At 47.8% G+C, this 24,255-nt stretch carries 23 protein-coding genes and 1 tRNA gene; 7 read left to right on the top strand and 17 right to left on the bottom strand.

Annotation, left to right across the window (positions count from 1 at the left end; genetic code table 11):
- Positions 1 to 119: 119 nt before the first annotated feature.
- On the top strand, positions 120 to 1,112 hold the full coding sequence (locus MGMO_RS12990; protein WP_023495521.1) for a tyrosine-type recombinase/integrase: 993 nt from the start codon (positions 120 to 122) through the stop codon (positions 1,110 to 1,112).
- 67 nt (positions 1,113 to 1,179) lie between these two features.
- Here the strand turns inward: MGMO_RS12990 and MGMO_RS12995 are convergent.
- The 11 genes from MGMO_RS12995 to MGMO_RS13045 form a co-directional block, all read right to left on the bottom strand.
- Positions 1,180 to 1,255: transfer RNA gene (locus MGMO_RS12995), tRNA-Thr, on the bottom strand.
- A gap of 493 nt (positions 1,256 to 1,748) precedes the next feature.
- Positions 1,749 to 2,210, bottom strand: a complete 462-nt coding sequence (locus MGMO_RS13000) for a DUF411 domain-containing protein (protein WP_023495522.1) — start codon at positions 2,208 to 2,210, stop codon at positions 1,749 to 1,751.
- A gap of 105 nt (positions 2,211 to 2,315) precedes the next feature.
- Positions 2,316 to 3,383, bottom strand: a complete 1,068-nt coding sequence (gene hemE, locus MGMO_RS13005) for a uroporphyrinogen decarboxylase (protein WP_023495523.1) — start codon at positions 3,381 to 3,383, stop codon at positions 2,316 to 2,318.
- Position 3,384: 1 nt separating this feature from the next.
- On the bottom strand, positions 3,385 to 4,881 hold the full coding sequence (locus MGMO_RS13010) for an AAA family ATPase (protein WP_036307998.1): 1,497 nt from the start codon (positions 4,879 to 4,881) through the stop codon (positions 3,385 to 3,387).
- Positions 4,882 to 4,886: 5 nt separating this feature from the next.
- Entirely contained in the window at positions 4,887 to 5,966 is a 1,080-nt protein-coding gene (gene aroB / locus MGMO_RS13015; protein WP_023495525.1) for a 3-dehydroquinate synthase, read from the bottom strand.
- 3 nt (positions 5,967 to 5,969) lie between these two features.
- On the bottom strand, positions 5,970 to 6,521 hold the full coding sequence (gene aroK, locus MGMO_RS13020; protein WP_407656525.1) for a shikimate kinase AroK: 552 nt from the start codon (positions 6,519 to 6,521) through the stop codon (positions 5,970 to 5,972).
- A 45-nt stretch (positions 6,522 to 6,566) separates the two neighbouring features.
- Positions 6,567 to 8,867: a type IV pilus secretin family protein gene (pilQ, locus tag MGMO_RS13025; protein ID WP_023495527.1), complete on the bottom strand. Its 2,301-nt coding sequence runs from the start codon at positions 8,865 to 8,867 to the stop codon at positions 6,567 to 6,569.
- Between the two features lie 15 nt (positions 8,868 to 8,882).
- The gene (locus MGMO_RS13030; RefSeq protein WP_023495528.1) at positions 8,883 to 9,443 is read right to left on the bottom strand and encodes a pilus assembly protein PilP; all 561 of its coding nucleotides are present in this window, start codon (positions 9,441 to 9,443) and stop codon (positions 8,883 to 8,885) included.
- Complete coding sequence (locus tag MGMO_RS13035; protein WP_023495529.1) at positions 9,443 to 10,057, bottom strand: type IV pilus inner membrane component PilO; 615 nt, start codon at positions 10,055 to 10,057, stop codon at positions 9,443 to 9,445. Before MGMO_RS13035 ends, MGMO_RS13030 begins: the two co-directional genes overlap by 1 nt.
- Entirely contained in the window at positions 10,054 to 10,629 is a 576-nt protein-coding gene (locus tag MGMO_RS13040) for a PilN domain-containing protein (protein WP_023495530.1), read from the bottom strand. Before MGMO_RS13040 ends, MGMO_RS13035 begins: the two co-directional genes overlap by 4 nt.
- On the bottom strand, positions 10,629 to 11,690 hold the full coding sequence (locus MGMO_RS13045; RefSeq protein ID WP_023495531.1) for a pilus assembly protein PilM: 1,062 nt from the start codon (positions 11,688 to 11,690) through the stop codon (positions 10,629 to 10,631). Before MGMO_RS13045 ends, MGMO_RS13040 begins: the two co-directional genes overlap by 1 nt.
- Positions 11,691 to 11,946: 256 nt before the next feature.
- On the opposite strand from MGMO_RS13045, the gene MGMO_RS13050 reads away from it, so the two are divergent.
- Positions 11,947 to 14,223 (top strand): penicillin-binding protein 1A, encoded by a 2,277-nt coding sequence (locus tag MGMO_RS13050; RefSeq protein ID WP_023495532.1) that lies wholly within the window; start codon positions 11,947 to 11,949, stop codon positions 14,221 to 14,223.
- 40 nt (positions 14,224 to 14,263) lie between these two features.
- Here MGMO_RS13050 and rpmE read toward each other — a convergent pair whose 3' ends face one another.
- Complete coding sequence (rpmE, locus tag MGMO_RS13055; RefSeq protein WP_023495533.1) at positions 14,264 to 14,464, bottom strand: 50S ribosomal protein L31; 201 nt, start codon at positions 14,462 to 14,464, stop codon at positions 14,264 to 14,266.
- 90 nt (positions 14,465 to 14,554) lie between these two features.
- Here rpmE and MGMO_RS13060 point away from each other — a divergent pair, with 90 nt between their 5' ends.
- Complete coding sequence (locus tag MGMO_RS13060; RefSeq protein WP_023495534.1) at positions 14,555 to 15,322, top strand: exodeoxyribonuclease III; 768 nt, start codon at positions 14,555 to 14,557, stop codon at positions 15,320 to 15,322.
- Between the two features lie 79 nt (positions 15,323 to 15,401).
- Here the strand turns inward: MGMO_RS13060 and MGMO_RS13065 are convergent, their stop codons facing one another.
- From MGMO_RS13065 to nhaD, 4 genes are all read right to left on the bottom strand, one after another.
- Positions 15,402 to 15,749 carry a hypothetical protein gene (locus MGMO_RS13065; RefSeq protein ID WP_023495535.1) on the bottom strand — a complete coding sequence of 116 codons (348 nt, stop codon included), beginning with the start codon at positions 15,747 to 15,749 and terminating at the stop codon, positions 15,402 to 15,404.
- Positions 15,750 to 15,812: 63 nt separating this feature from the next.
- A complete protein-coding gene (locus MGMO_RS13070; RefSeq protein WP_023495536.1) occupies positions 15,813 to 17,042 on the bottom strand; it encodes an AmpG family muropeptide MFS transporter in 1,230 nt (409 codons plus the stop codon).
- Between the two features lie 62 nt (positions 17,043 to 17,104).
- Positions 17,105 to 17,566 carry a GNAT family N-acetyltransferase gene (locus tag MGMO_RS13075; protein ID WP_023495537.1) on the bottom strand — a complete coding sequence of 154 codons (462 nt, stop codon included), beginning with the start codon at positions 17,564 to 17,566 and terminating at the stop codon, positions 17,105 to 17,107.
- Between the two features lie 190 nt (positions 17,567 to 17,756).
- Entirely contained in the window at positions 17,757 to 19,115 is a 1,359-nt protein-coding gene (gene nhaD, locus MGMO_RS13080) for a sodium:proton antiporter NhaD (RefSeq protein WP_051384050.1), read from the bottom strand.
- 152 nt (positions 19,116 to 19,267) lie between these two features.
- Between nhaD and MGMO_RS13085 the strand changes: the two genes are divergently transcribed.
- The 3 genes from MGMO_RS13085 to MGMO_RS13100 all read left to right on the top strand — a co-directional run bounded on the left by MGMO_RS13085 (position 19,268) and on the right by MGMO_RS13100 (position 22,242).
- Positions 19,268 to 20,920: a nitrite/sulfite reductase gene (locus MGMO_RS13085; protein WP_023495539.1), complete on the top strand. Its 1,653-nt coding sequence runs from the start codon at positions 19,268 to 19,270 to the stop codon at positions 20,918 to 20,920.
- Positions 20,907 to 21,359 (top strand): DUF934 domain-containing protein, encoded by a 453-nt coding sequence (locus MGMO_RS13090; protein WP_023495540.1) that lies wholly within the window; start codon positions 20,907 to 20,909, stop codon positions 21,357 to 21,359. The genes MGMO_RS13085 and MGMO_RS13090 overlap by 14 nt, the downstream gene beginning before the upstream one ends.
- A 127-nt stretch (positions 21,360 to 21,486) precedes the next feature.
- Entirely contained in the window at positions 21,487 to 22,242 is a 756-nt protein-coding gene (locus tag MGMO_RS13100) for a DnaJ domain-containing protein (RefSeq protein WP_023495541.1), read from the top strand.
- Between the two features lie 17 nt (positions 22,243 to 22,259).
- Here the strand turns inward: MGMO_RS13100 and MGMO_RS13105 are convergent, their stop codons facing one another.
- Positions 22,260 to 23,204 (bottom strand): GGDEF domain-containing protein, encoded by a 945-nt coding sequence (locus MGMO_RS13105; RefSeq protein ID WP_023495542.1) that lies wholly within the window; start codon positions 23,202 to 23,204, stop codon positions 22,260 to 22,262.
- A 261-nt stretch (positions 23,205 to 23,465) separates the two neighbouring features.
- Here MGMO_RS13105 and traF point away from each other — a divergent pair, with 261 nt between their 5' ends.
- Positions 23,466 to 23,996, top strand: coding sequence for a conjugative transfer signal peptidase TraF (gene traF / locus MGMO_RS13110; protein ID WP_023495543.1), 531 nt, complete (start codon positions 23,466 to 23,468; stop codon positions 23,994 to 23,996).
- The last annotated feature ends 259 nt before the right edge of the window (positions 23,997 to 24,255 follow it).

The following is a 24,255-nucleotide window of genomic DNA, read 5'->3' on the forward strand; positions in this document are numbered from 1 at the left end:
GGCGAAATTCCAGCGGCCAAACCAGGGAAATGTTGGGTGTTCATCGAAGACGATTTGATTAATTGGCTGCGCAGCCTCTACAATACTGGTGGGGATGCAAGGCAAGGAGGTCAGGCATTATGCTCTTTAAAAGAAAAGACTCAAAACTCTGGTGGGCGCGTTTTACCACGCCCAACGGCAAACGCCTACGCGTTTCGACTGGGACTGAAAACCGCAAGCAAGCACAGGAATTCGCCGACCAATTGAAGGCGAAAACCTGGAATGTCCAGAAATTGGGCGAAAAGCCGGAACGGGGTTGGCAGGAAGCGGTGTTACGCTGGCTGGATGAAACCAGCCATAAAGCAACGCAGAAAGACGACATCGGTCATTTACGTTGGCTTGATCCTTACCTGGGCAGTTTGATGCTGCACAGCATTACCCGCGACATACTCGATGACTTGGTCGTGCGGCGGAAACAGGAAGGGGTCAGCAATGCCACGGTAAACCGGATGTTGGCTGTGGTCAGGGCGATCCTCCGGCGGGCGGCATTGGATTGGGATTGGCTGGATAAAGTCCCGAAGTTCAAGTTGCTGCCAGAACCCAAACGGCGGGTTCGCTGGCTTACGCACGAAGAAGCTGCCCGCCTCATCACGGAATTGCCAGATCATTTGGCGGAGATGGTGCGGTTTACCTTGGCGACCGGGTTGCGGCAAGCCAACGTGACCCAACTTGAATGGGCACAGGTTGACCTGGAAAGACAGTTCGCTTGGATCCATGCCGATCAGGCAAAGGCGAGAAAACCAATTTCGGTGCCGTTAAATTCAGGGGTTATGTCGGTTCTCACGCGGCAGATAGGCAGGCATCCAACACGGGTGTTCACTTACGAAGGCAAGCCAGTGCGACAGGTGAACACCAAAGCTTGGCGGAATGCATTGAAGCGGGCGGGGATCACTGGCTTTCGCTGGCACGACCTTCGGCATACCTGGGCTTCTTGGCATGTGCAAAACGGGACGCCGCTGAATGCGCTCCAGGAACTGGGTGCCTGGGAATCGGCGGACATGGTGCGTCGGTATGGTCACCTTGGGCAAAACCACCTGGCCCACTATGCCGAAAACCTGTGCCAACCAGATTAAAATTGGCACGTTTTTGGCACGGTGAGCCGGATACAGTAACTAAAATATCGCTAACTCGTTGAAAAAATGGAGCCAATGATGGGAGTCGAACCCACGACCTACTGATTACGAATCAGTTGCTCTACCAACTGAGCTACATCGGCTTTTAATTGACGATTCCTTTAATAACTCAGGAATTCGGGATCGCGTACACTTCTATCTCGATAACCACCCTTGCACTTTTCAAGCGCGGTTAAATTTAAGTCGAAACCAATGCTGGGAGGTGCGGACAATTTTAAAACATATCATTGGGTATGATATCGGTTTTTCCCTCAACTTTTATTGCATTAAGTAATGGAAGTTTTCGCTAAGACAACCCTGATTCGCACCTTATAAAAGAAGCCTTCATAAACTCGCCATTTTTTAACGCCGAAATATTTTCCACCTACGCCGCCTGTTAATTATACACCCGAATAAGGCAAGCATTTTAGGAAGAAATTTCCAGCTTCATGACCATATACCCTACAAATTGGCAGTTCGGTAAACGAACTGTATTCGCACTGGCGTACAAAGTCTTTTTCGCGCAAATCCAATTGTTATCGGATGGCTCGTGGCACCAGAATGATTTTGTGCATCCAACTTCGCCAACAAGAACCATCACTCGGCCTGATAACTGTTAAATACGTGATGCTGATTTTTTTTGTCGAAACCGATAACCTCGTAAGCGTCTTTTTTTCCGCCCATTTCCATGCCCGGCGTCCCATTAGGCATACCCGGAACGGTAAGGCCGACAATGTCAGGCTTATTTTTCAACAGCGTCCTGATATCGCTTGCAGGAACATGACCTTCAACGACATAGCCGTCAACAATGGCAGTATGGCATGAGGCCAGGTCTTGGGTAATACCGTACTTGTTTTTGATGGCTTGCACATCGCCTGAGACAATGTCTTTCACATTGAAGTTGTTTTGTTCCAGGTGTTCCACCCACTTCCCGCAGCAACTACAGGTTGGGCTTCTGTTTACGACTATATCCACCGATTTCTCGGTTTGCTTGCTTTCCGCAAAAATAAAACCCGTATTGACCAGTAATGCAATGGTCAGAAACTGTTTCGCTTTCATAATCAACATTCCTCTCTTCGGAAAATGTGCAGGTGAAGATTTTTAAATCAATTGCTATTCGCTTGCCCCAGCCCTCTCCCATGGGGAGAGCTTAGGAATTCCTTATCAGGACTTATGATACATCGGGCTGTATTGGTGAACGGCATCCACCATCGCTTTGACGTGATCGGGATTGATGTCCGGGAGGATACCGTGCCCTAAATTAAATACATGACCGAAGCCTTGCCCATATTTTTCCAGGATAGTTTTAACTTTATCGACAATATAATCGGGCTGTGCGTACAGCGTAATCGGATCCATATTGCCTTGCAGCGCGACCTTATCGCCTACCCTGGCACGGGCCAATTGAATGTCTGTTTGCCAATCCAGGCCTAATGCGTCATAGCCAGCATCAGCCATGCTTTCCAGCCATTGTCCGCCGCCTTTAGTGAACAGTATGGTGGGAATTTTATGTTCGCCTGTCTCCGTATTCAACAACGACCGCACTTGTTTGGCATAATACAATGAAAATTCCGCATAATCTTCGGAGGTTAACATCCCTCCCCAGGTGTCGAATAACATGACGGCCTGCGCACCAGCGGCAATCTGCGCGTTCAAATACGCTGCCACCGATAAGGCCAGCTTATCCAACATGATGTGCAGATACTTGGGCTGTTCATACATCAGGCTTTTGGCTTTTTGGAAGCTTTTGCTGCTGCCCCCTTCAATCATATAGGTTGCCAATGTCCATGGGCTACCGGAAAACCCGATGAGCGGTACGCTGCCCCGTAATTCTTTTTTGATTAACCGAACGGCATCGACCACGTATCGTAACTCCGTTTCAGGGTCGGGGATGGGCAGGTTGTTGATGTCGGCTACTGTCCTCACCGGATTCTTGAATTTAGGCCCTTCGCCTTCCGTAAAATATAACCCCAAACCCATCGCATCGGGGATGGTCAGGATGTCGGAAAATAAAATTGCCGCGTCAAAATCAAACCTCCGCAGGGGTTGCAGGGTAACTTCACAGGCCAACTCAGGGTTGGTACACAGATTAAGGAAACTACCCGCCTGCTCCCTAACCTCCCGGTATTCCGGCAAATAACGTCCAGCTTGGCGCATCATCCATATCGGCGTGTATTCCACCGGCTGTTTCAATAACGCCCGGATAAAGGTATCGTTTTTTAGTGTCGTCATTTTAATCAGGCGTATCGGTTGGGATTGTGGCGTTGATTTCAGATTGGACTACGCCTATTTTACGCAACCAAGTTTTCTGCAACTCTTTGGGCAACGTGTTTATGTCCGCTTTAGCCAGTTCCGGGCTGGCGAACGAGCCGTAAAGCAAGACGAATCTGTCCCTGCCGCTTCTAGTTTTAGTTTTTAGGTAGCGCAAGTTTTGCCCTACTGCCTGATGCCTTTGCATAACTTGGATGATGGCTTGTTCATTTGATAAGGCCATAAGTTGTAGCGTGTAGTTTTCAATGGGCTGTTCTAATAGCCATCGTTCACCGGCATCCAGCGCGACCGAAGGATCAAGTTGAACCTGACGGCCTGAATCCGCACCTATTTCTGCCGCCTTTGGCGTATCATTGGCTAAAGGTTGACTGGGGGGGGCTACGACAGGTGCTGGATGGGGTGCTTGTAATGGGGTATCGTTATGTTTCAAACCTTCTTCAATAGCCTCCCGGCTGTGCATGTCATTGATGACATCATTCCTGATGCCGGTTAATGGGGCATTATTCAATGATTCCACAGGTTTTTGGGGTTGGGATGAGGTAGCTTGGGACGCAGGGATTTCCGGTGCCTGGGCAACAGTTTGCGGTTGAACGGCCTGCGCCGGAACTGCTGGCTGCTGAATAGTTGGCTTAGTTTTCGGGGTGGCTATGGCTACGGTAGTTTCTGGGGCGGCTTTTTTGGGCCTGGAACTCCACCACTGCACACCCAATGCCAAAACAATTAATACAGCAACGGCAGAAAACAAGATAGTCTTGGAATAATCCTTTTTGTTGTCATCGGTTGCTGGTAAATGGGCCAGTATATTCCCAGGTATGCCATGCGTTTCACGATAAAGCGAAGCAACCATACTTTCGTTGATGGCACTGAACTGGATACGTGGGTTAGGCAAAGTCGATAAATATTCCAGGAAATCCCCGCATTGTTTTTCAGACAATGGCGGGATGTCGATTTGATAACAATCATCAATCGCGGGATCCGTGCCGTTCTTTAAATATATTTCACTGTGCGTCAATGTGAGAATGACCCTTAAAACGGGCTTTCTTTCCGCATAGGAAATGATTTTTTCAATCAACCCGGGCGCCAAGTTTCCGGCATCATCAATCACTAAAACGATTTTATTATGACGGGCAGCAATTTTGTCAAACGCATTTGCCAGAGGCAACGATTTAAGGTCGGGCATATACTGGGCGATATTTTCACCCAATATTTCCTGAATCTTTTCCATGCTTAATGAATTGTCGCCTTTTAGCCAACAAAAAATCCAGGATTCGGTAGTGGTTTCCTGAAATCTCTTGAGCAACCGGCTCTTGCCAACGCCTTCCGGCCCACAAATGATAACCGTATGCGCCAAGTTGGCGACAAGATGTGTCAGCAATTCAAGCTTCTGGACGCGTTCCCTGCTAATTAACGGATTGCCGGAAACCGTCACAGTCCTTTGCATATTGAGTTGGGTTTTCAAAATAATCAGCTTTTGTAAGATTCTAGGGTCAAACGCAATAACTGTTCATCAACGCCAACAGGCAGCGTAGCTTGCCCAATGGCTTTTAGCAAAATGAGCCTAATTTCGCCATCAACATTTTTCTTGTCTACCGACATCAATTGCAAAAATTGCTCAGTGCTAAGAGCGTCCGGCGGATACACGGGAAGCCTTGCCTTTTTTAACAGCGCCTTTATTTTTCCCATCTCGTTATCGCTTAACCAGCCTTTCCGTCTTGATAGATCCGCCGCTTGGCATATCCCGATGGCAACCGCTTCACCATGTAAATACTCACCATAACCCAGCCCTGTTTCTATCGCATGGCCAAAGGTATGGCCCAAATTCAAAGTTGCCCTAATGCCCGACTCGGTCTCGTCTTCCGCAACGACCTCCGCTTTATTCATGCAGGAGCGTTCTATAGCGTATGCCAGCGCTTTCTTATCCCTAACTAACAGCGCATCCATATTATCGTCTAACCAGTCAAAAAATTCAGCATCCCTAATAAGGCCGTATTTAATGACCTCAGCAAGTCCGGCGGACAATTGGCGATCATCCAACGTATCAAGGACACCGGTATCAGCGATGACGCACTGCGGCTGATAAAATGCGCCGATCATATTTTTGCCAAGCGGGTGATTGACTCCCGTTTTCCCACCGACAGAGGAGTCCACTTGCGCCAGCAAGGTCGTGGGTATTTGGATAAAGGGAATGCCGCGCTGGTAACACGCTGCCGCAAATCCGCCCATATCCCCTATCACGCCGCCACCCAAGGCAATCAAGGTCGCATTCCGGCCAAATTTGTTTGCCAATAAGGTATCGAATATTTGGTTGAGGACATCCAGCGACTTGTATTGTTCCCCGTCTGGCAGGATGACCTGTGCCGTATTGTACGCCCTAAGTTGCATCAAAACCCTGTGCAAATATAAGGGCGCAACCGTTTCGTTCGTCACCAGCAGCACTTGCTTACCTTTAATGTGCCGTGCATAACATTCAACCTGATCCAGCAAATCAGGACCTATGTATATGGGATAACTGCGTTCACCTAACGCTACTTGAAGTGTGTTCATTTCTTATTGGCTTGCTTGATTGACCGCCCTGTAATCTTCCAAAATCCGGCTGACTACAGTTTTGCTCTTGAGGACACCGGTATCTATCTTGAAATTGGCGCAGGACAAATATAAGGCTTGTCGCTGCTCAAACAGATATTGCAAGTTCTCCTTAGGGTTATCCGCCTTTAATAAAGGCCGCTGGGTATCCCTGCGGGTACGCTCCAATATCCTATCCACAGAACATTGCAAATAGACGATATAACCATTCTCTTTAAGCAGCTTCCGGTTTTCTTCCCGTAAAATTGCACCACCGCCAGTTGCCAGCACGATGCCTTGCAATTGGGTCAACTTCTCGATCATTTTCTGCTCGCGATCCCTGAAACCTTGTTCGCCTTCAAATTCAAAGATGGTGGGAATATCGACACCCGTATTCTCTTCGATGGCTTTGTCGCTGTCGTAAAACGGCACGGCCAGGGCTTTCGCCAATTGCCTGCCAATAGTGGTTTTACCAGCGCCCATAAGGCCTATCAGGTATATATTCTCCGAGGTCATCTGGGCTATATTACAACGCATTAAAAAAGGGGCATTATGCCCCTTTTTCGTCCCGAGTTGAAGCGGTCAGTTTACCGCCACATTGTCTTTTACGATTTTCGGCGTAACAAAAATTAGCAACTCATTTTTGTCGTCCTGCTTTATTGTCCGCTTAAACAAGAAACCTACGCCTGGTAAATCACCAAAAAACGGCACTTTATTAAGGTTATTGTTTAGAGTCCCTTGAAATACCCCTCCCAAAACGACGGTTTCCCCATCCATGACATGGACATTCGTTTCCAGTTGCTGGGTATTGATACCGGGCGCTGTCGCCCCGGCGACGATAGATGGCGCATCTTTTGTGACCCTTAATGCCATCACCACGCTACCGCTCGGCGTAATTTGTGGCGTCACATCCAGCACCAATGCCGCATCGACAAAGATGGTCGTGGTACCTAGGTTGCCGCTCGTCGTTTGATAGGGAATTTGCACACCGGACTTTATGGTTGCCCTGCACCGATCTGATGTCAACACCCTGGGATTTGACAGCAATTCACCTTGGTTCTGATCTTGCAAGGCCGACAATTCAAGATTTAACACATAGTCAGCCCCTCTCGCCAGCGTCATTCCTAATGCACCGTAAGGATTAGCCGTAGTCCCTAACTCCACTAGCGTATCTGTGACAGTGGTAGCACCAGACGTGCTGTTTCCTTGAGTCCCAAGACCGCCTATCGCAAATTTTTTACCGTCCCCTGCGCTGCCTTGTTTTGCCACGCCAAACCTTACGCCCAGTTGCTTCGCAAAATTATTATTTGCAGCCGCTATCCTGACTTCAATCATCACTTGCCGTACGGGCAGATCCAGCCTACGAATTAATTTTTTGGCTTCTTCCAATTTCTTTGCCGTCTCACGAATGATCAAGGTGTTTGTCCTGGCATCGACAACGGCCGAACCACGGCCGGACAGGATCTTGAATCTTTCATTTTGGGCGTTACCTCCTTGACCTTGGGCTTGAGCTTGGCCTTGTTGACCTTGACCGTAGCTTTGTGAGCCCGGTGTCAATGAACTCGCGGATGCTGTGGTCGCACCACCAGAGGTCGAGCCGGAACCAGTGAGCCCAGACCCGCAAGCGCCAAAAGCCCCGGTATCCAGCCCATTCAACAAATTCCTGAAATTTTCCGCCCGGGCATAATTGATTTTAATGTACTCCGTTACCAAAGGTTCCAGTTGCTCAACGACTTTTTCTGTCGCTTCTTGTTTTTCTTTGTATTCTTTAATCCTGCCGACTGGCGCAATCAGGATGACATTGCCCGATTCAAATTTTTCCAAGCCCTTGGTCATCATGATGAAATCCAGCGCTTCATCCCAAGGCACGTCGTCCATTTTTAAGGTGATGGTGCCGGCCACATCATCGCCAGCCACCACGTTTTGCCCGGTAAACTCAGCCAAGATGGCGATTACGCTGCGTATGTCAATGTCTTGAAAGTTTAGGGATAACCGGTCCCCTTTGTATTTTTCCCTTTTGCTATCGAGAATTTCTTTCTCTTCACTTGTCAAAGGACGAAATTCAACTGTCAACAAGCCCTCGGATTGAAACAGGGAATAATCATACAGGCTATTTTGCATCCCTGCGGTGATGGTCGTTTCCCGGCTTGAAGAGGTTGCTGCAATCGTTTTGACCGGTGTTGCGAATTCAGAAACGTCCAGGCGCTTAGCCAAGTTATCGGGAAGCCGCGTGTTGACAAAACTTAGGACGACATTGCCGCCCTCTTCGCGCGTATTTACGATGGTATCGGGATTTTCCAGAGAAACCAGGATACGCCCTTCGCCATTATCGCCACGCTTGAAATCGATGCCCCTGATGCCTTGCTCAGGTATTAGGCCTGCTGCGACCGAAGATGGTGTCGATTTTCTTATAAATGGTCGAGTGACCGACGCAACGGGCATGTGCTGGGCTGATTGTGAATGCTTTAAAGACAGCAATACCCTATTGCCTTCAATCTTGGTGTCAAATGGCATAGATTCCGCTAAATTAACCACCACGCGAACCCTATCCGCCGCTTCCGCCACATAAATACTGCTCACTGAACCTTGGTTTATAGGGAACATTTTTTTCTCAAGGCCATTGGCTACACCCGGAAAATCCAACGCTATCCGTGCGGGATTATCAGTCTGGAAGACTTTGGGCGCAATGGCAGGCCCAGTCATTTCCATCTGTATCTGTAGTTTATCCCCAGGCATTGAAGCAACGTCAATACTCGAAATAGCAAGACCAGCAGCATTAACAAAAGTAATTTGGAACATCAATAACAATACGCTCAAACAAATGTACGCATCCCTATGTCGCACCATTCTGCCACCCATCATATCACCCTGTTTAATATTCATTTGTTACCCTCAAAATCACTCTGTTAAAGCTAATGAAGTTTGTTGTTCTCGCCAGGTGCCAGGCGTGTCAGGAACAATTTCCATTAATTCAATCTTATCGGTCAATATGCGGATAATTTTCCCGTAATTCTTGCCCATGTAGTTGCCGACTTGTACACGATAAATAGTCTTATCGCTCGCTTTTACCAAGCCCCATAAATTGCCCTTCATGACGACTGTACCCACCATTCTCAGGCTATCAAGCGGAAATGCCTCCAATTCTTCTTTACGCCTTGAGGTGTCAGGTTTAATGCCGTTTCCGGCAGCAACTTGTGCCTCATCGGCTTCTTGGGTCTCGCTAATGGGTTTAAAGGGGTCACGTAACCCTTCCGGTTTAAACACAAAGGGTTCGACTGTCTTTATTTCCGGTAACGGCTCAATGGTTCCCTTAGGCCTGGCATTAACGTCCGCTATGTATTGCTTAAGATCAGAAAAGCCGTCATCGCCACAACCAACTAGCACAATCGAGATAACCAGCGAGAACAGCACCCAATTTAGGCACCTAAGGCTTATAACATATAACTGTTTTTCACCCATTACTTACCTCCCCTTGTTCTTACTCCGGGAGTGCTTACTTCTGTTAATTGTTCGTTATATGTCTTGACTGTTGCATCCATTAACATCGTATCATCCTTGCCGACCGGTGAGATTTTCACATCATGCACAGTAACGATTCTGGGCAGTGCCGCCAACCCGCTGACAAACAGGCTTAGTTCCTCATATTTGCCGACGACCTGTATATTGATGGGCAGTTCCGAGTAGAAATCCCGCGCAATCGGCGCACCCGGCCTGAACAACCTGAATTCCAACCCGCTCGCCAAGCCGGTTTGGGAAATATCGACCAACAGGCTAGCCACTTCCTCTTTTGTTGGCATCTGTTTGATCATGATAGCCAAGGATGTTTCTATTTGTGCCAGCTGATCCCGGTAATCCTGGAGGTTGGCCGCTTTTTTTTGTTTGCTTTCAAAATCGCTTTTTAGGTCAACTTCTTGTTTTTCTAATGCTTCAAGTTCCTCTATTTGCCCTGCCGTATCCAGGTAAAAGCCGGCTGCACCCACCACAATACAAATTAGCGCGGCTATGGCTACCTTGACGGGGAAAGGCCATGTCCCTGAAGCGTTTATGTCCCAATTTATTTCCGACAGGTTCATCGTTTTACCTTTTCATTCGCTTCTGTGATCTTCTTACCCAACGTGGCCCGCAGGGTAAAGTCGCTATTTTGCTCTACATTAGTTTTATCGGGCGAAATAATGACCCCAAGCTTGGGTGTCCGCAACCAAGAGGAGGCTTCAACGGCCCGCATGAAAGCCGAAACCCTGGCATTGGACTGGGTTTTACCATCGAAGGTTATGTCTGCGCCTAATTGAGTGAACTTGGTCAAAAACACCCCGTCTGGCGTAGTCCTTGGGATCTCGTCGAATAAATGGACGATTTCTGGCCGACTTTCCTGCAACCGTTGCACGAGGTCAATTTTGGAAAGCAGCTTGCTTTTCCTTTCACCAATACTCTTTACTTCGACAATTTTCGTGTCCAGCAGGGCAATTTCATCTTGCAATAATTTGTTCCTTTGCCCTTGGTGTTCTTTCAGCCCAAGCATGTAAAGGTGAACCAAACCCATTACGATGACAGTCATTAAGGCGGCCAACCCCAGCAAGGATAAAAATTCCTTTTTCTTTTCTTGGCGCAGTTCTTCCCGCCATGGGAGTAGATTGATTTTTGCCATTAATCAAAACTCCTTAATGCCAGTCCGCAAGCCAGCATCATTGCCGGTGCATCCGCACTCAAAGTTTGTGGTTTTACCTTATTGGAAAGCGCCATGCTGATAAACGGATTTGCTATGTAGGCGGTGATTCCCAGCGTTTGCTCAGTCAGGCTATCAATCCCTGGTAGGGAAGCACAACCGCCCGCCAGAATAATTCCGTCTACACTCCGGTTCGCACTTGATGATATAAAAAACTGCATGGAGCGGGAAATTTGTTGCACCATGGCTTTTTTGAATGGCTCTAAAACATCGACAATATAACTCTCCGGCAACCCGCCACGCTTTTTTGCCAGCCCCGCTTCTTCGTACGAAAATCCGTAGCGCCGTTGGATTTCTTCAGTAAGCTGCCTTCCGCCGAATCCTTGCTCCCTCGTGTAAACGGTACGCCCATCGTGGACAATATTGAGGGTCGCCATCGTAGCGCCTATGTCCGCTACGGCATACGTCTTACCTTCAGTGGCACCTTCCAGTTGGTCGGTAAGCAACTTGAATGCGTTCTCTATCGCAAACGCCTCAACGTCGACAATTTTTGCCTTGATACCTGCCTTGGTTAGGGCTTCAACGCGGTCGTTAACGTTTTCTTTCCTGGATGCCACCAGCAATACATCCAGCATTTGCGGATTGGATTCATTGACGCCCTGCACTTCAAAATCAAGATTGACCTCGTCAAGCGCGTAAGGGACATATTGTGACGCTTCGTCCATGACTTGTTCTTCAATTTCAATGTCGCCCAGGGACGCAGGTATGGCAATAACTTTCGACATGACTGCCGAACCAGAAACGGCGACGCAACCCTGTTTTAATTTTGTGCCCGATTGCTTTACCACCAACTTTACCGCTTCAGCAATCATGTCAATATTGGCCACATTTTTATCGACAAATGCTTCTTGGGGCAAAGGCGCGACGGCATAGCTTTCTACCCGGTATCGGGTCCCAAGATTACTTAATTCCAGTAACTTGACAGCGGCTGTGCTTATATCCAGACCTAGCACCGAATTCTGTTTCTGATTAAACCAGCTCATGAAACGCCCTTATTTGTTATTTATCCCAGGTTGCAATGCTGTAATCACTGATAGCGTAAAACTATCAAAATTCTACCCGGAAAAGTATAGTAGCCTTTTCAGTTTTCATGTTAAAAAAATATTCAATTTATTTGTTTCTATTGTTGTTCTATACTCGCTGCCTGATTTTTTTGAAGCATTTAAAGAAACAAAAAGCCGGGTGAGGCCCTTAAAACCCCTAGCTTGCCAACCGAATAACAACTCACCAGGATTATTTGTGCCCCAAAAAACACAAAGCGGCAGCATATTGAAATGGTTCGCTATTTTTTTTGTTATCGTTGTTATAGGCGTTGCCGCTTTAAGTTACGTCACCTATACCCGCCTGTCCTCTGACTTACCTGACGTAAAGACCTTGCATAATTTCCGGTATGAAGTACCGTTAAGCGTTTTCAGTAAAGATAATCGGCTGATTGCCCAGTTTGGCGGCAACAAGCGTATGCCCGTTAAGATCGAAGAAGTCCCCAAGCAGCTCATCAATGCATTCCTTGCCGCTGAAGATGACAATTTTTTTAAACATCCGGGCGTCGATTATAAAGGACTTATAAGGGCCGGATTGCAGCTAGCCTTGACCGGAAAAAAAAGACAAGGCGGCAGCACAATCACCATGCAGGTGACGCGCAATTTCCTGCTGTCCAATGAAAAAACCTTTACCCGCAAGCTTAAGGAAATCCTTCTTGCCTTAAAGATAGAACGTGAATATACCAAAGACAAGATTCTTGAACTCTACCTCAACCAAATTTATATGGGCCATAGTGCGTATGGCGTGGTGGCCGCAGCGCAAACTTATTACGGTAAAGACCTGAACAATTTGACACTCGCCGAGCAAGCCATGATTGCCGGCCTTCCGAAAGCACCATCGGCGTATAATCCCATAGCCGATGAGGCCCGTGCACTTGAACGCCGAAATTACGTCTTGCAACGGATGCTTGAGCTTAATTACATCACCCAGGAAGATTATGGTTCCGCTTTAGCGCAGGATTCAACGGCAAAGCTCCAATATCACTCTTCTGAGGTTTCGGCCCCTTTTATTGCCGAAATGGTTAGGCAATATGTCCATGAAAAATATGGTGATGAAGCTTATACATTGGGCTTAAAAGTCTTTACGACCATAGAGCCAGACTTGCAAAACGCGGCTGAACAAGCACTTAGGAATGCGCTGCACACTTACGATGAACGTCATGGCTTCCGTCTCCTTGCTCAAGGCATGACGGACCCCAATAAGCCATCCGAAATAATCAACCCTCTCATTGGCGACACGGTAGCGGCCACTGTCAGCAGTGTTGATAACGACGGCGTAAACGCTCGGCTATATAGCGGCACTCCGATCAAAATTTCATGGAAAAAAATAACCTGGGGCGGAAATAAGCTCAAAAATTATTTGAGAGCAGGGGCCGCTATACGGGTACGTCAAATAAAAAATGGCCCCTGGACACTGACACAAATACCTGACGTCGAAGGTGCTTTTGTCTCCCTTAATCCTTCTAATGGCGCTATCTTGGCCTTGGTTGGTGGTTTTGAATTCGACCAGAATAAATTCAACCGCGCTATCCAGGCCAAACGACAACCCGGTTCAGGTTTCAAACCCATTATTTACACAACAGCTCTTGAAGAAGGCTATACCGCTGCCAGCATGGTCAATGACGCACCGCTGGCAATCTTTGACCCTGGCCTGGGAAGAATCTGGAAGCCAGAGAATTTCACCAGAAAATTCTATGGCCCAACCAGCCTTAGAAAAGGCTTAACCTATTCAAGAAATATGGTAGCCATCCAGTTGCTGAAAGAAATGGGCATCGCCAAAGGTATCGCCACTGGCTTGCGTTTTGGTTTTGCCAAAGAACAATTACCTTACGGGTTATCACTTGCCTTGGGCAGCGGCTATGCATCGCCATTGCAGATGGCCCGCATGTATTCGGTTTTTGCAAATGGCGGTTTTTTGGTGGACCCTTACTTTATCGAACGCGTTGAATCGCACGAAGGCACGGTCATTTTCCAGACCAATCCCAAAACTGCTTGCGATGCATGCCAAAACCAAGCGCCAAGGATTATCTCGCCTGGCATTAACTACGTCATGAATTCGATGATGCAGGATGTGGTAAAAATGGGGACAGCAACTGATGCCAATATCCTGGGACGCAACGATTTGGCGGGGAAAACAGGCACTACAAATGACCAGCGTGATGCATGGTTCAACGGGTTCGTACCCACACATGTCGCATCTACCTGGGTCGGCTTCGATAATTTCAAACCGCTAGGGCATTATGAAACAGGGGGGGCGGCTGCGTTACCCATGTGGATTGAATATATGCGCACCGCCCTTAAAGACACACCGATCGCAACATTTAATCCACCTGACGACGTATATATGAAAGGTACGGAATACGTCCAAAAAGGTGTCGCACTTAAGAATTTATCGCCGATTTCCTCCGCCAAAAAATCGGCTGCGGAAGCAACCAAGAAATTGATCAAGGAAAAACCGATGGAAGCGCTGTTTTAGCGCTTCCATCTTTTTAGTAAAAAATTAAAACCGGGAAAGCTTACTTACCGTATTTTTTACGGAATTTATCAACCCGCCCAGCGGTATCAACAACCCGTTGTTTGCCGGTATAAAACGGATGGCAGGAAGAACAAACTTCGATTTGCAAGTCCTTAGTGAGCACGGAGCCGGTGGTAAAAGTATTGCCGCAACCGCAGGTCACAGTAATTTGTTTGTATGCTGGGTGAATTTCGGGTTTCATAGCTTATAGTCCGCTGATAAAGTTACTGCTTGTAATTTAACCCAATATGATACGTTTTCCATTGTTAAACCGCAACCTCAAAATTAATCCATGCGAATAATTACCCTGAACGCCAATGGTATTCGTTCAGCAGAACGCAAGAATTTCTTTCTGTGGATGCAAGCCCAACAGCCGGATATCGTCTGCCTGCAAGAAACCAAAGCGCAATTGCACCAGCTTGATTCCGATGTTTTTTGCCCGGTCGGTTATCATTGTTATTATCACGATGCCCAGAAAAAAGGTTACAGCGGTGTCGCCATCTATAGCAAAAAGAAACCCACGGAAATTATCGAAGGTCTCGGCTGGCCGGATATGGATACCGAAGGCCGATTTATCGAAGCGCGGTTCGGCAATCTCAGCGTCATTTCCCTCTACTTACCCTCTGGCTCATCAGGCGAAGAACGGCAGGCCATTAAATTCAGCTTCATGGAACGCTTCATGCCGTTTTTAATGGCATGGGGGAAGAATGGGCGGGATTACATCATTTGCGGCGATTGGAACATCGCCCACAAAGCAATTGACCTAAAAAACTGGCGCGGCAACCAAAAAAACTCAGGCTTCTTACCGGAAGAACGGGCTTGGATGGATGAGTTACTAACCAGCGGCCATTGGCTGGATGCGTTCAGGGAGATCAACCAAGAAGGAGACCAATACACTTGGTGGTCAAACCGGGGACAAGCCTGGGCTAAAAACGTCGGCTGGCGGATTGATTACCAGATTGTCAGTGCGGCGCTTAAAGACAAGATCAAAACAACCAGCATTTATAAGGACGAACGGTTTTCTGACCATGCGCCGTTGATTGTTGATTATGATTTGTAATTAATGCCTAGTTGATTGCGAGAGCTCGAAAGACTGTTTGAGAGAAGTTCTAGCGGTTTCACAATATTCCATCATTTTTTTAATGCTTCTTAATGTCGGCAGAATAATATTCCCCATGCTGATAGTTCTTATTTTCATCTTGCTCCGAATAATCAACCAACAATTTATCCTCAGAAGTTACAACGATACGAAACCTGTGTGGTTCAAACCAATCTGCACCTGTAGCCGATGCATCCCTTACTAAAAGACCCTTCGGCAGGGTGAAAACTGCATCCCTCCCATTGAAATAGCCTACTTTTAAGTCTTTCGAAAGCACACCAAGCTTACCATTTGGTTTTTCGGCACAGCCTTCAAGGCTCAAGTATGTAACTAAAGCCATTAGTACAATGTTCAGCAGAATCGATCCAATTAATGCAAAGATTTTCATACTGTTGTAATATAAGGCATTAATTGTTAAGAAGAATTTAAAAGCGAAGGATTAATAAACAGTCTATTCTTTCTCATCCCACGGCGCAACCTTAAACAGCAACAACATCCCCGGAATGGCAATAAAAAAACAAATCAAAAAAAACGTGTTCCAGCCTAACCATTCCACCATATAACCCGTGGCGGCATTGGCGAAGGTGCGCGGGACAGCGGCAAGGCTGGTAAACAAGGCAAATTGGGTGGCGGTATAAAGCGGATGGGTAGCACGGGCGATGAAGGCCACAAAAGCCGACGTTCCTAATCCTACGCCTAACGCTTCTACGCCAATCACCACTGCCAACCAGAGGTGACTATGTCCTACCATCGCAAGCCAGGCAAACCCTAATATAGCGAGCATTTGCACGGCACCGAAAAGCCACAAGGCCCGGTTGATTCCCAGCCGTATCATCCACACACCACCCAACAGTCCACCGATGACGCTAGGCCATAACCCCGCATTTTTGGCGATTAGGCCGATCTCGGTTTTGCTGAATCCCATGTCGAGATAAAACGGCGTTGCCAAGGCAGTCGCCATGCTGTCGCCCAGTTTGTAAAAAAAGATGAACGCCAATATGAGCAATGCGGGTTTTATGCCACGGCTACGGAATTCTTCAAACGGCTCAACCACTGCCGCCCTCAATGTCTTTGGCGCACCTTTAAGTTCCGGTTCGTTGACCAACAGCGTCATGACGATCCCTGGCAACATGAACAAGGCGGTGATGAGGTAGACGCTACTCCAAGGCAAATGGTCGGCCAGCACCAGGGACAATGCCCCAGGCACCAAGCCGGCAATTTTGTACGCATTGACATGGATGGCATTGCCCAGGCCGAGTTCTTCTTCCAGCAATAACTCGCGGCGATAGGCATCCAACACAATGTCTTGCGAGGCACTAAAGAAAGCGACGATGATAGACAAGTAAGCGATAGCCCATAAGTCCAGCTTGGGGTGCAAATAACCAAAGGTCGGAATCACCAATAGCAACGCAATCTGAGTAATGATTAACCACCCGCGCCGACGACCCAAGGGGGGAATGTATCGGTCAAACAAAGGTGACCACAGGAATTTCCAGGTGAACGGCAATTGGATCAACGCAAATAAGCCGATGGATTTCAGGTCCACACCTTCCGAACGCAACCAGGCAGGCACCAGGCTTATCAGGATATACAGCGGCAAGCCGGAGCTGAAGCCCGTGAAGATGCAAATCAGCATACGCCTGTTAAACAACGAATCGCGGAGAGTTGCTTTATCTGTCATCGAGTGACCTTAATTCCCGAGAGTGCACGAATGCCATCGCATTGTAAAATTTTGCAGGCGGCCTATTCATTCAGGATGAGGCGCAGGGGAATCATGTCAGAAAACCTGAAGCCATGCCTTTGATAAAAACGATGCGCCGCCGCATTAACACGATCCGTGAGCAAGGTAATACGCTTGCATCCGTTCAAACGCGCGAATTGAATGGCTTGTTCCAAAAGCAGGGAGCCCACGCCGACACCCCTAACATGGGGGGAAACCACCATATCTTCCAGTAGGGCAACGCGGTCGCCTAGCACAGTCGATATCGTGTACAGAAGACTGACCATGCCTACAACGTGGTTGTCTTGGCGGGCGACAACAATAAGCCCGACATCCGGGCTGATAATGATGCGCGCCAAACCACGGCTTTGTGCTTCGCGATTGGGTGCAAAATCCGCTTCTTGAGCAAACAAGAGATGTAACAGCTCACAAAGCGCGGGGATGTCAGAAGTGTCCGCAGGCGTAATTTGAATTGCCTTGTCCATTAATAGCGGCGGTTAACCATTTAAGTTAGGCAACAATGCCATGCCCTATTGCCTGTTCGCTTCTAGCGGAAATACCATACTTACGCCACCAAATCCCAAGAGCGAAGCTATCGATAAAAATAAAATCGGGGTCAATTGCAATTGGCCCCGACTTAATTCAAACATCAGCCAGTTTGGCTAGATCGTTCTATCAGCCATTAATCAGGTAATGCGCAAAAATACTGCCCGCATAACCCGCCGCAATGGCAGGTGTCCATTTCAAGTGGCTGAAAAAGGTGTACTTGTGGTCGGATTGCCCCATCAGCGCAACACCCGCAGCCGAACCGACCGACAACAAGGACCCACCCACCCCAGCGGTCAATGTCACTAGCAACCATTGGTACAAATCCATATCCAAGTTCATGTTCAATACCGCAAACATCACGGGAATATTATCGACCACTGCCGAGATCAACCCGACCAGGATATTGGCCGTGGTTGGGCCAAGCGTGTCGTACATCGCGCCAGACAGCAATTCCAGGTAGCCGATATAACCCAAACCACCGACTGCAAACACAACCCCAAAGAAAAACAACAAAGTATCCCATTCGGCATTGCGAACATGATCGAAAATGGTAAAACGTTTGTCGCCTTCTACGGTAACATTGATTTTTAGATAATAGCCATAAAGCATCAAAACAGACAAACCCACCATCATCCCCATGAAAGGCGGCAAATGCAGGACTTGTTTAAAACTGACCGCCGATGCAATCGTTGCCAAAAACATGAAGCAGATGACCAAAGCACCTGGCTTAAGTTGTACAGCCACTTCATTGGTTGCCGCTGGCTGTTCGTCCGGTAACGCAAAATACATCACCGCTGCCGGGATGCCATAATTGACCGCAGATGGGATAAATAATTTAAAGAAATCAAAAAACTCAGCGTATTCGGCCTGCCAAACCATCAAGGTGGTAATATCACCAAATGGACAGAAAGCACCGCCGGCATTCGCGGCAATAACGAGATTCACAAAGCCCATACTGATGAATTTTTCATTACCTTTGCCCACCGCAGAAACCACCGCGCCAATGAGCAGTGCAGCCGTCAGGTTGTCGGCCACGGACGAGAGGAAGAAAGTGGTAATGCCCGTAATCACAAATAATTGCCGATAACCGAATTGCTTCCTGACCAGCCAGGAACGCAAGGCCTCAAACACGTCCCGCTCAGACATGGAATTAATATACGTCATGGCAGTCAGCAGAAACAGCATCAGCTCGGCATATTCTTTCAGGTTATATTCGAATGCCTTGTGCATGTCCTCCGCAGAAACACCCGCTTCTTTGGAAAGAATGGCCGCATGGGCCCAGATAATCCCGGCGGCCAGAATCACTGGCTTGGACTTGCTCAAATGGGTAAATTCCTCGGTCATCACGAACGCATAAGCAATGATAAAAATCAATACCGTATAAATGCCCCGTTGTGTCCCCGTCAGCCCCAATGTATCAAAATCTGCGGCCATCGCCATTTCCGGCAATAACAGCGCGAACAATAAGACGAATAAAAATCGCAACACAATCCCCTTCCTTATGTCTGTAATTATAAAAATGAAAAATTTAAGCCGATAATGGTATCACTAAACCAATAAATTTTGTCATTTTAAGACGCACAGTATATGATTGAAAGTCTTGATGAACGACCAGCAAAGGCCACGAAAAGCCCACTATGTACCAGTACAATGAAATCGACCAAAAACTTGTGGACGAACGGGTCGCCCAATTTCGGCGACAAACCGAACGGTTTTTGAAAGGCGAACTCAGCGAAGACCAATTTAGGCCATTACGGTTAAGGAATGGGCTCTACATCCAAACCCATGCTCCGATGCTACGTATTGCTGGCCCTTATGGTTTGCTAAATACGAAGCAATTCAGGATGTTGGCACACATTGCCCGAAAATACGATAAAGGCTATTGCCACTTTACCACCCGCCAAAACATCCAGTTCAACTGGCCTAAATTGGAGGCAGTGCCCGACATCCTGGCAGACCTTGCCAGTGTACAAATGCACGCCATTCAGACCAGCGGCAACTGTATGCGGAACACTACGTCCGACCATCTGGCTGGCGTGTGTGTGGATGAGATCGAAGATCCGCGCCCGTATTGTGAAATCATTCGCCAGTGGACGACCTTGCATCCCGAATTCGACTACCTGCCGCGCAAATTCAAAATCGCCGTTAGCGGCTCCCTGAATGACCGCGCCGCAACCCAACTGCATGACATCGGTGTCCATATCGTCAAGAATGAAGCGGGCGATCTGGGCTTCAGGATCCTGGCTGGCGGAGGATTGGGACGCACGCCCGTTATCGGGCAAGTTATCAAGCCCTACCTGGAAAGGAAATACCTGCTCTCATACCTGGAAGCCATCCTCCGGATTTACAACCTGTATGGACGCAGGGACAACAAATACAAGGCGCGTATCAAAATTCTGGTCAGAGAAACGGGTATTGAAGAATTTACCCGTCAAGTTGAAGAAGAATGGTCGCATACCAAAGACACGCTTATCTTGACGGATGAACGAATTGCCGCCATCAAAGCACATTTTGCGCTACCGCCCTATGATAAGGACGCAGCGTCGAATACCCGTTTTGCTACCCACCAAGCCACTAACCCCGCCTTCGCCACTTGGTACAAGCATAATACGGCCGACCATAAGGTTGCAGGTTACCGAGCCGTGTTCCTGTCGCTAAAAGCGCCCGATGTGCCGCCCGGCGATATGACCGATACCCAACTCGATGCCGTTGCCGATTTGTCCGACCTCTACAGTTTCAGCCAAATACGTGTTACGCACCGACAAAATCTAGTGTTTGCCGATGTCAGGCAAGCGGATTTATTTCCGCTTTGGCAACAATTGGATCAGCTGAAACTCGCCACTCCCAATATCGGCACGGTAACCGATATGATTTGTTGCCCTGGCCTGGATTTTTGCTCGCTTGCCAATGCAAGCTCTATCGGTGTCGCCAAAGAAATCAACGAAGCCTTGGACGATATGGATTACATCCACGACATCGGCGAACTAAAAGTCAACATGTCCGGCTGCATGAACGGCTGTGCCCACCAAAGCGTCGGACATATCGGCATATTGGGTGTCGATAAAAAAGGCACGGAATGGTATCAACTGACCTTGGGCGGCTCGTCCGACAATGAAGCAGCGATCGGCGAACGCTTGGGCCCAGCCATTGCCAAAGACGAAGTCACCAATGCCATCACCACGATTCTCGATGTCTATGTCAAACAGCGCCAGGAAGAAGAATCCTTCCTGGACATGGTAAAACGCGTGGGAATCGAACCGTTTAAGGACCAAGTTTATGCAAATCATTAAAGACAACCAGATAACGGACGATACTTGGGAATATGTCCCCGACGATACCGACCTAAGGAATGGGGACATCACCGTTTCCCTAAATCACTTGAAAGAAAACAATAAAGCCTTGTTTGATCGAAACGGAAAACTGGGGGTTCGCTTAACACCGAGCGACTCCGCCACTGCTATTGCAGAATTTTTGCCGAATTTGTCACTCATCGAACTGTACTTTCCAGAACTTGCCGATGGGCGCCTGTTTTCCCATGCTTGGCTACTCAGAAACCGATACGGTTATAAAGGTGAAATCAGGGCTTGCGGACATTTTTTGCCTGACCAAGTGTTTTACTTGTCCCGCGTTGGCGTCAATTCGTTTTACCCTGAAAATACGGAAGACTTATCCTCAACACTCGTCGGTTTGAAGGATTTTTCGGTGAACTACCAGCCCTCCGTAAACTAAAAAACCTCGATTCAACAATGGCAAGGCCGAATTTATAAGGGTTTTACAATCATGCATCTTTATGTTGATTTATTCTTAAGCCAACAGGCGGGATTTTTGCTTTGTCCGCTGGACCGATAGCGATGCCATGAACAATCGACGCAATTTCTATCGCATTTTGCATGTACAACCTGAGGCCCCACTTGAGGTCATCAAGGCAAGCTATCGCAGCTTGATGACTAAACTCAAATTGCATCCTGACCTAGGCGGGGATCACGAATCTGCCGTACTGATTAACCAAGCCTACGCCGTCCTCAGTGACCCGCAAAGGCGCAGGCAATACGATGAAATACTGAATGCACGCAAAAACCAGGGTCGTAGTCACTTCACTGGCGAATTTCACACCCATTCAACCGGCTGGACAAGAACCCGCAATCCTTCCGGTTACCCCAATACCGGGGACGACGACCAGCCCCCCTCATCCACAACCTATCGGTGCCTTTTTTGCCGGGGTAGGCTGATTTCGCAGGGCAACAAACATTGTATACATTGTGGAAGCCCCTTGTCGCTGGCACAACACATTCCGAATGACCGCCTCGGTGAGCTGATTGGCCGACGCACGACGCCGAGGATCACAAAAGCCGGAACGATCATCATTTATCCAAGCTGGCCCCATCCAGGCTATCCGGCGAGGTTACGCGACCTGTCGACATCCGGCGTGAGCCTATTGACGGCGTATGGCGCACGCGTCGGACAAATCCTAAAATTTGATTCCAACAACCTAAAAGCCGTGGCGCGTGTCGTTTCTGTGCGGGCAAATGGCTCGACCTTCTCGGTGCATGCCTCATTCCTGACTGCCGAATTCGTCAGCAAATCCGGCCTGTTCGTCACTGAAAAAGCCTAGCGTCCGATGGGCTGCTGCTAATATTTCACGCAATTGCGCCCACTTTGTTTAGCTGAATATAACTGCTTGTCTGCGGCTGAAAATAGTGATTTTGACGTTGAGCTTGCATCGCTAAGCGCAATACCAATTGACACCGTTATACTCGGCATTGCAGCACCGTCGGGGTGCGCAATGACTTGATTTTCTGTTTCCTGCCGTATTCGTTCCGCTAGTGCGATACCGACCGTCAAATTGGTGTTTGGCAGAAGGACCATAAATTCCTCACCCCCAATACGGGCGGCAAAATCATAAGGCCGAATATTGGACCTGACAACATTCCCCATATAAATTAACGCGATATCACCCCCCTGATGACCATGTAAATCATTGTATTTTTTGAAGTAATCGATATCAATAACGAGCACGCAAAGCGGTTGGCCGATGCCAATCATTTGCGAAAGGATGCGCGGAAGCGCATTATCCAGCCAGCGGCGGTTGTATAGCCCGGTTAGCCCATCGATGTTGGCCTGATTGGTTAGTTCGGATATTTGGACTTGGTCATTGATGATTTTCTGCGTGTTGGCTTTCATCCATTGGGTAAGTAAACGAAGCAAATTGTATGCAATCGGCTGGGCATTATGTATGAGCTCGAGCAGAAAATCGCGATGAATGGGGAATACCCTGCAAAAACCTTTGGCCTTCACGTAAGCGGACGGGGCCGTATCGCCAATAATTGACATTTCGCCCACCGAAAAACCTTCGGTTATTTCCCGAATTACGGGCGAGTCCGGCGAATCAAAATGCACTGTGAGCGTACCTGAGAGCAACAAGTAAATATGCTTATTGTCCTGCTCGGGTGAAAGCAGCACTTCACCAGGGCTGAAACCCAAAGGTTCGGCATGCGCCAAGACTTGTTTTAGGATGTCATCCGATACCTGCCGTAATAATTCAGTTTCTGCTAACTCCTGGATGAGAAGGGGCATGGAGCATCCTGTATTGTTGAATGTTAACTGTCAGTAAAGTACAAAATCGGCGGATCTTTCTTTGTACACTTCCTTAGGCCCCATATAATACGATGAATGCTTGAAAAGTGTAATTTGTAAGGCTTTATTCACGGCATCCATTTCAACGGGACCCCACCTATTGCCGTTTCAATTCTATAAATGATCCATAACGCGGCATTTTACGGTAATTTCCATAATGTTATACTGGATGCATCATCAACCCTGTAACCATTCGACTCTATGGACAAAAATAAAGCTTCAATGACGCTCGTGTCAATTACCGCCATTTTATTATTGCTGTGCGGTGCTTTTTTCACGATGGGCGGTATTGTCAATACGCGTTCAACCATACCTTCCGGCTTGTACTGGAAAGTCGATAAGCCCTTAGGCATTGGCAAGACGGTTGTTTTCTGCCCGCCCAACCGACCCGAATTCCAGGAAGCACTGAATCGCGGCACTATTGGTCCAGGCAATTGCCCGGATGGTTTCGACAGCATGATGTTAATAGTGGCAGCTAAGTTTAAAAATAGAGTGACGATCAATGCTGACGGCGTATACGTAAATAATGTATTGTACCCCAATAGCAAGCCGCTCGCGCATGACCGGGATGGGCATCCTATGGCCCTGCCAACAATAGAAAATTATGAATTAAAAGAAGATGAAATTTTGTTAATGTCCAATATCGATGAAGATGCGTTTGATGGCCGTTATTTCGGCCTGATCGATGTCGAACAGGTGGACTCAGTCATCAAGCCGGTTTTACAGTGGTGAAAACAACGACTACACACTGAATTACCGCTTAACTTAATGGCGGCAACCGTCCTTTCTGCGAGGCGTTTGTACCGTAGTAGCCATCCGAAACAGCAGTATTGATGGGTTACATTTTGGTTAAGTTAAATTTTGGCGGAAGCAAATGCCGTTAAAGTTTGCTAAAGTGTTTCTAAAATCACAATCTCTAACTAAAATTAGATGCAACCACAATTTTATTGCATGGAAAACTTTAATGCCCATGCAACTTTACCTCAACCCA

It is taken from the genome of Methyloglobulus morosus KoM1 (assembly GCF_000496735.2).
Lineage (GTDB): Bacteria > Pseudomonadota > Gammaproteobacteria > Methylococcales > Methylomonadaceae > Methyloglobulus > Methyloglobulus morosus.

Bases quoted from the DNA above. Each gene is read 5' to 3' on its own strand.
- MGMO_RS13035 (WP_023495529.1), bottom strand. From the start codon at position 10,057: ATGAACCTGTCGGAAATAAATTGGGACATAAACGCTTCAGGGACATGG.
- MGMO_RS12990 (WP_023495521.1), top strand. From the start codon at position 120: ATGCTCTTTAAAAGAAAAGACTCAAAACTCTGGTGGGCGCGTTTTACC.
- traF (WP_023495543.1), top strand. From the start codon at position 23,466: ATGGACAAAAATAAAGCTTCAATGACGCTCGTGTCAATTACCGCCATT.
- aroK (WP_407656525.1), bottom strand. From the start codon at position 6,521: ATGCGTTGTAATATAGCCCAGATGACCTCGGAGAATATATACCTGATA.
- MGMO_RS13045 (WP_023495531.1), bottom strand. From the start codon at position 11,690: ATGAGCTGGTTTAATCAGAAACAGAATTCGGTGCTAGGTCTGGATATA.
- MGMO_RS13090 (WP_023495540.1), top strand. From the start codon at position 20,907: ATGCAAATCATTAAAGACAACCAGATAACGGACGATACTTGGGAATAT.
- MGMO_RS13060 (WP_023495534.1), top strand. From the start codon at position 14,555: ATGCGAATAATTACCCTGAACGCCAATGGTATTCGTTCAGCAGAACGC.
- rpmE (WP_023495533.1), bottom strand. From the start codon at position 14,464: ATGAAACCCGAAATTCACCCAGCATACAAACAAATTACTGTGACCTGC.
- MGMO_RS13085 (WP_023495539.1), top strand. From the start codon at position 19,268: ATGTACCAGTACAATGAAATCGACCAAAAACTTGTGGACGAACGGGTC.
- MGMO_RS13000 (WP_023495522.1), bottom strand. From the start codon at position 2,210: ATGAAAGCGAAACAGTTTCTGACCATTGCATTACTGGTCAATACGGGT.
- hemE (WP_023495523.1), bottom strand. From the start codon at position 3,383: ATGACGACACTAAAAAACGATACCTTTATCCGGGCGTTATTGAAACAG.
- pilQ (WP_023495527.1), bottom strand. From the start codon at position 8,867: ATGAATATTAAACAGGGTGATATGATGGGTGGCAGAATGGTGCGACAT.
- MGMO_RS13070 (WP_023495536.1), bottom strand. From the start codon at position 17,042: ATGACAGATAAAGCAACTCTCCGCGATTCGTTGTTTAACAGGCGTATG.
- MGMO_RS13105 (WP_023495542.1), bottom strand. From the start codon at position 23,204: ATGCCCCTTCTCATCCAGGAGTTAGCAGAAACTGAATTATTACGGCAG.
- MGMO_RS13030 (WP_023495528.1), bottom strand. From the start codon at position 9,443: ATGGGTGAAAAACAGTTATATGTTATAAGCCTTAGGTGCCTAAATTGG.
- MGMO_RS13040 (WP_023495530.1), bottom strand. From the start codon at position 10,629: ATGGCAAAAATCAATCTACTCCCATGGCGGGAAGAACTGCGCCAAGAA.
- MGMO_RS13075 (WP_023495537.1), bottom strand. From the start codon at position 17,566: ATGGACAAGGCAATTCAAATTACGCCTGCGGACACTTCTGACATCCCC.
- aroB (WP_023495525.1), bottom strand. From the start codon at position 5,966: ATGAACACACTTCAAGTAGCGTTAGGTGAACGCAGTTATCCCATATAC.
- MGMO_RS13100 (WP_023495541.1), top strand. From the start codon at position 21,487: ATGAACAATCGACGCAATTTCTATCGCATTTTGCATGTACAACCTGAG.
- MGMO_RS13065 (WP_023495535.1), bottom strand. From the start codon at position 15,749: ATGAAAATCTTTGCATTAATTGGATCGATTCTGCTGAACATTGTACTA.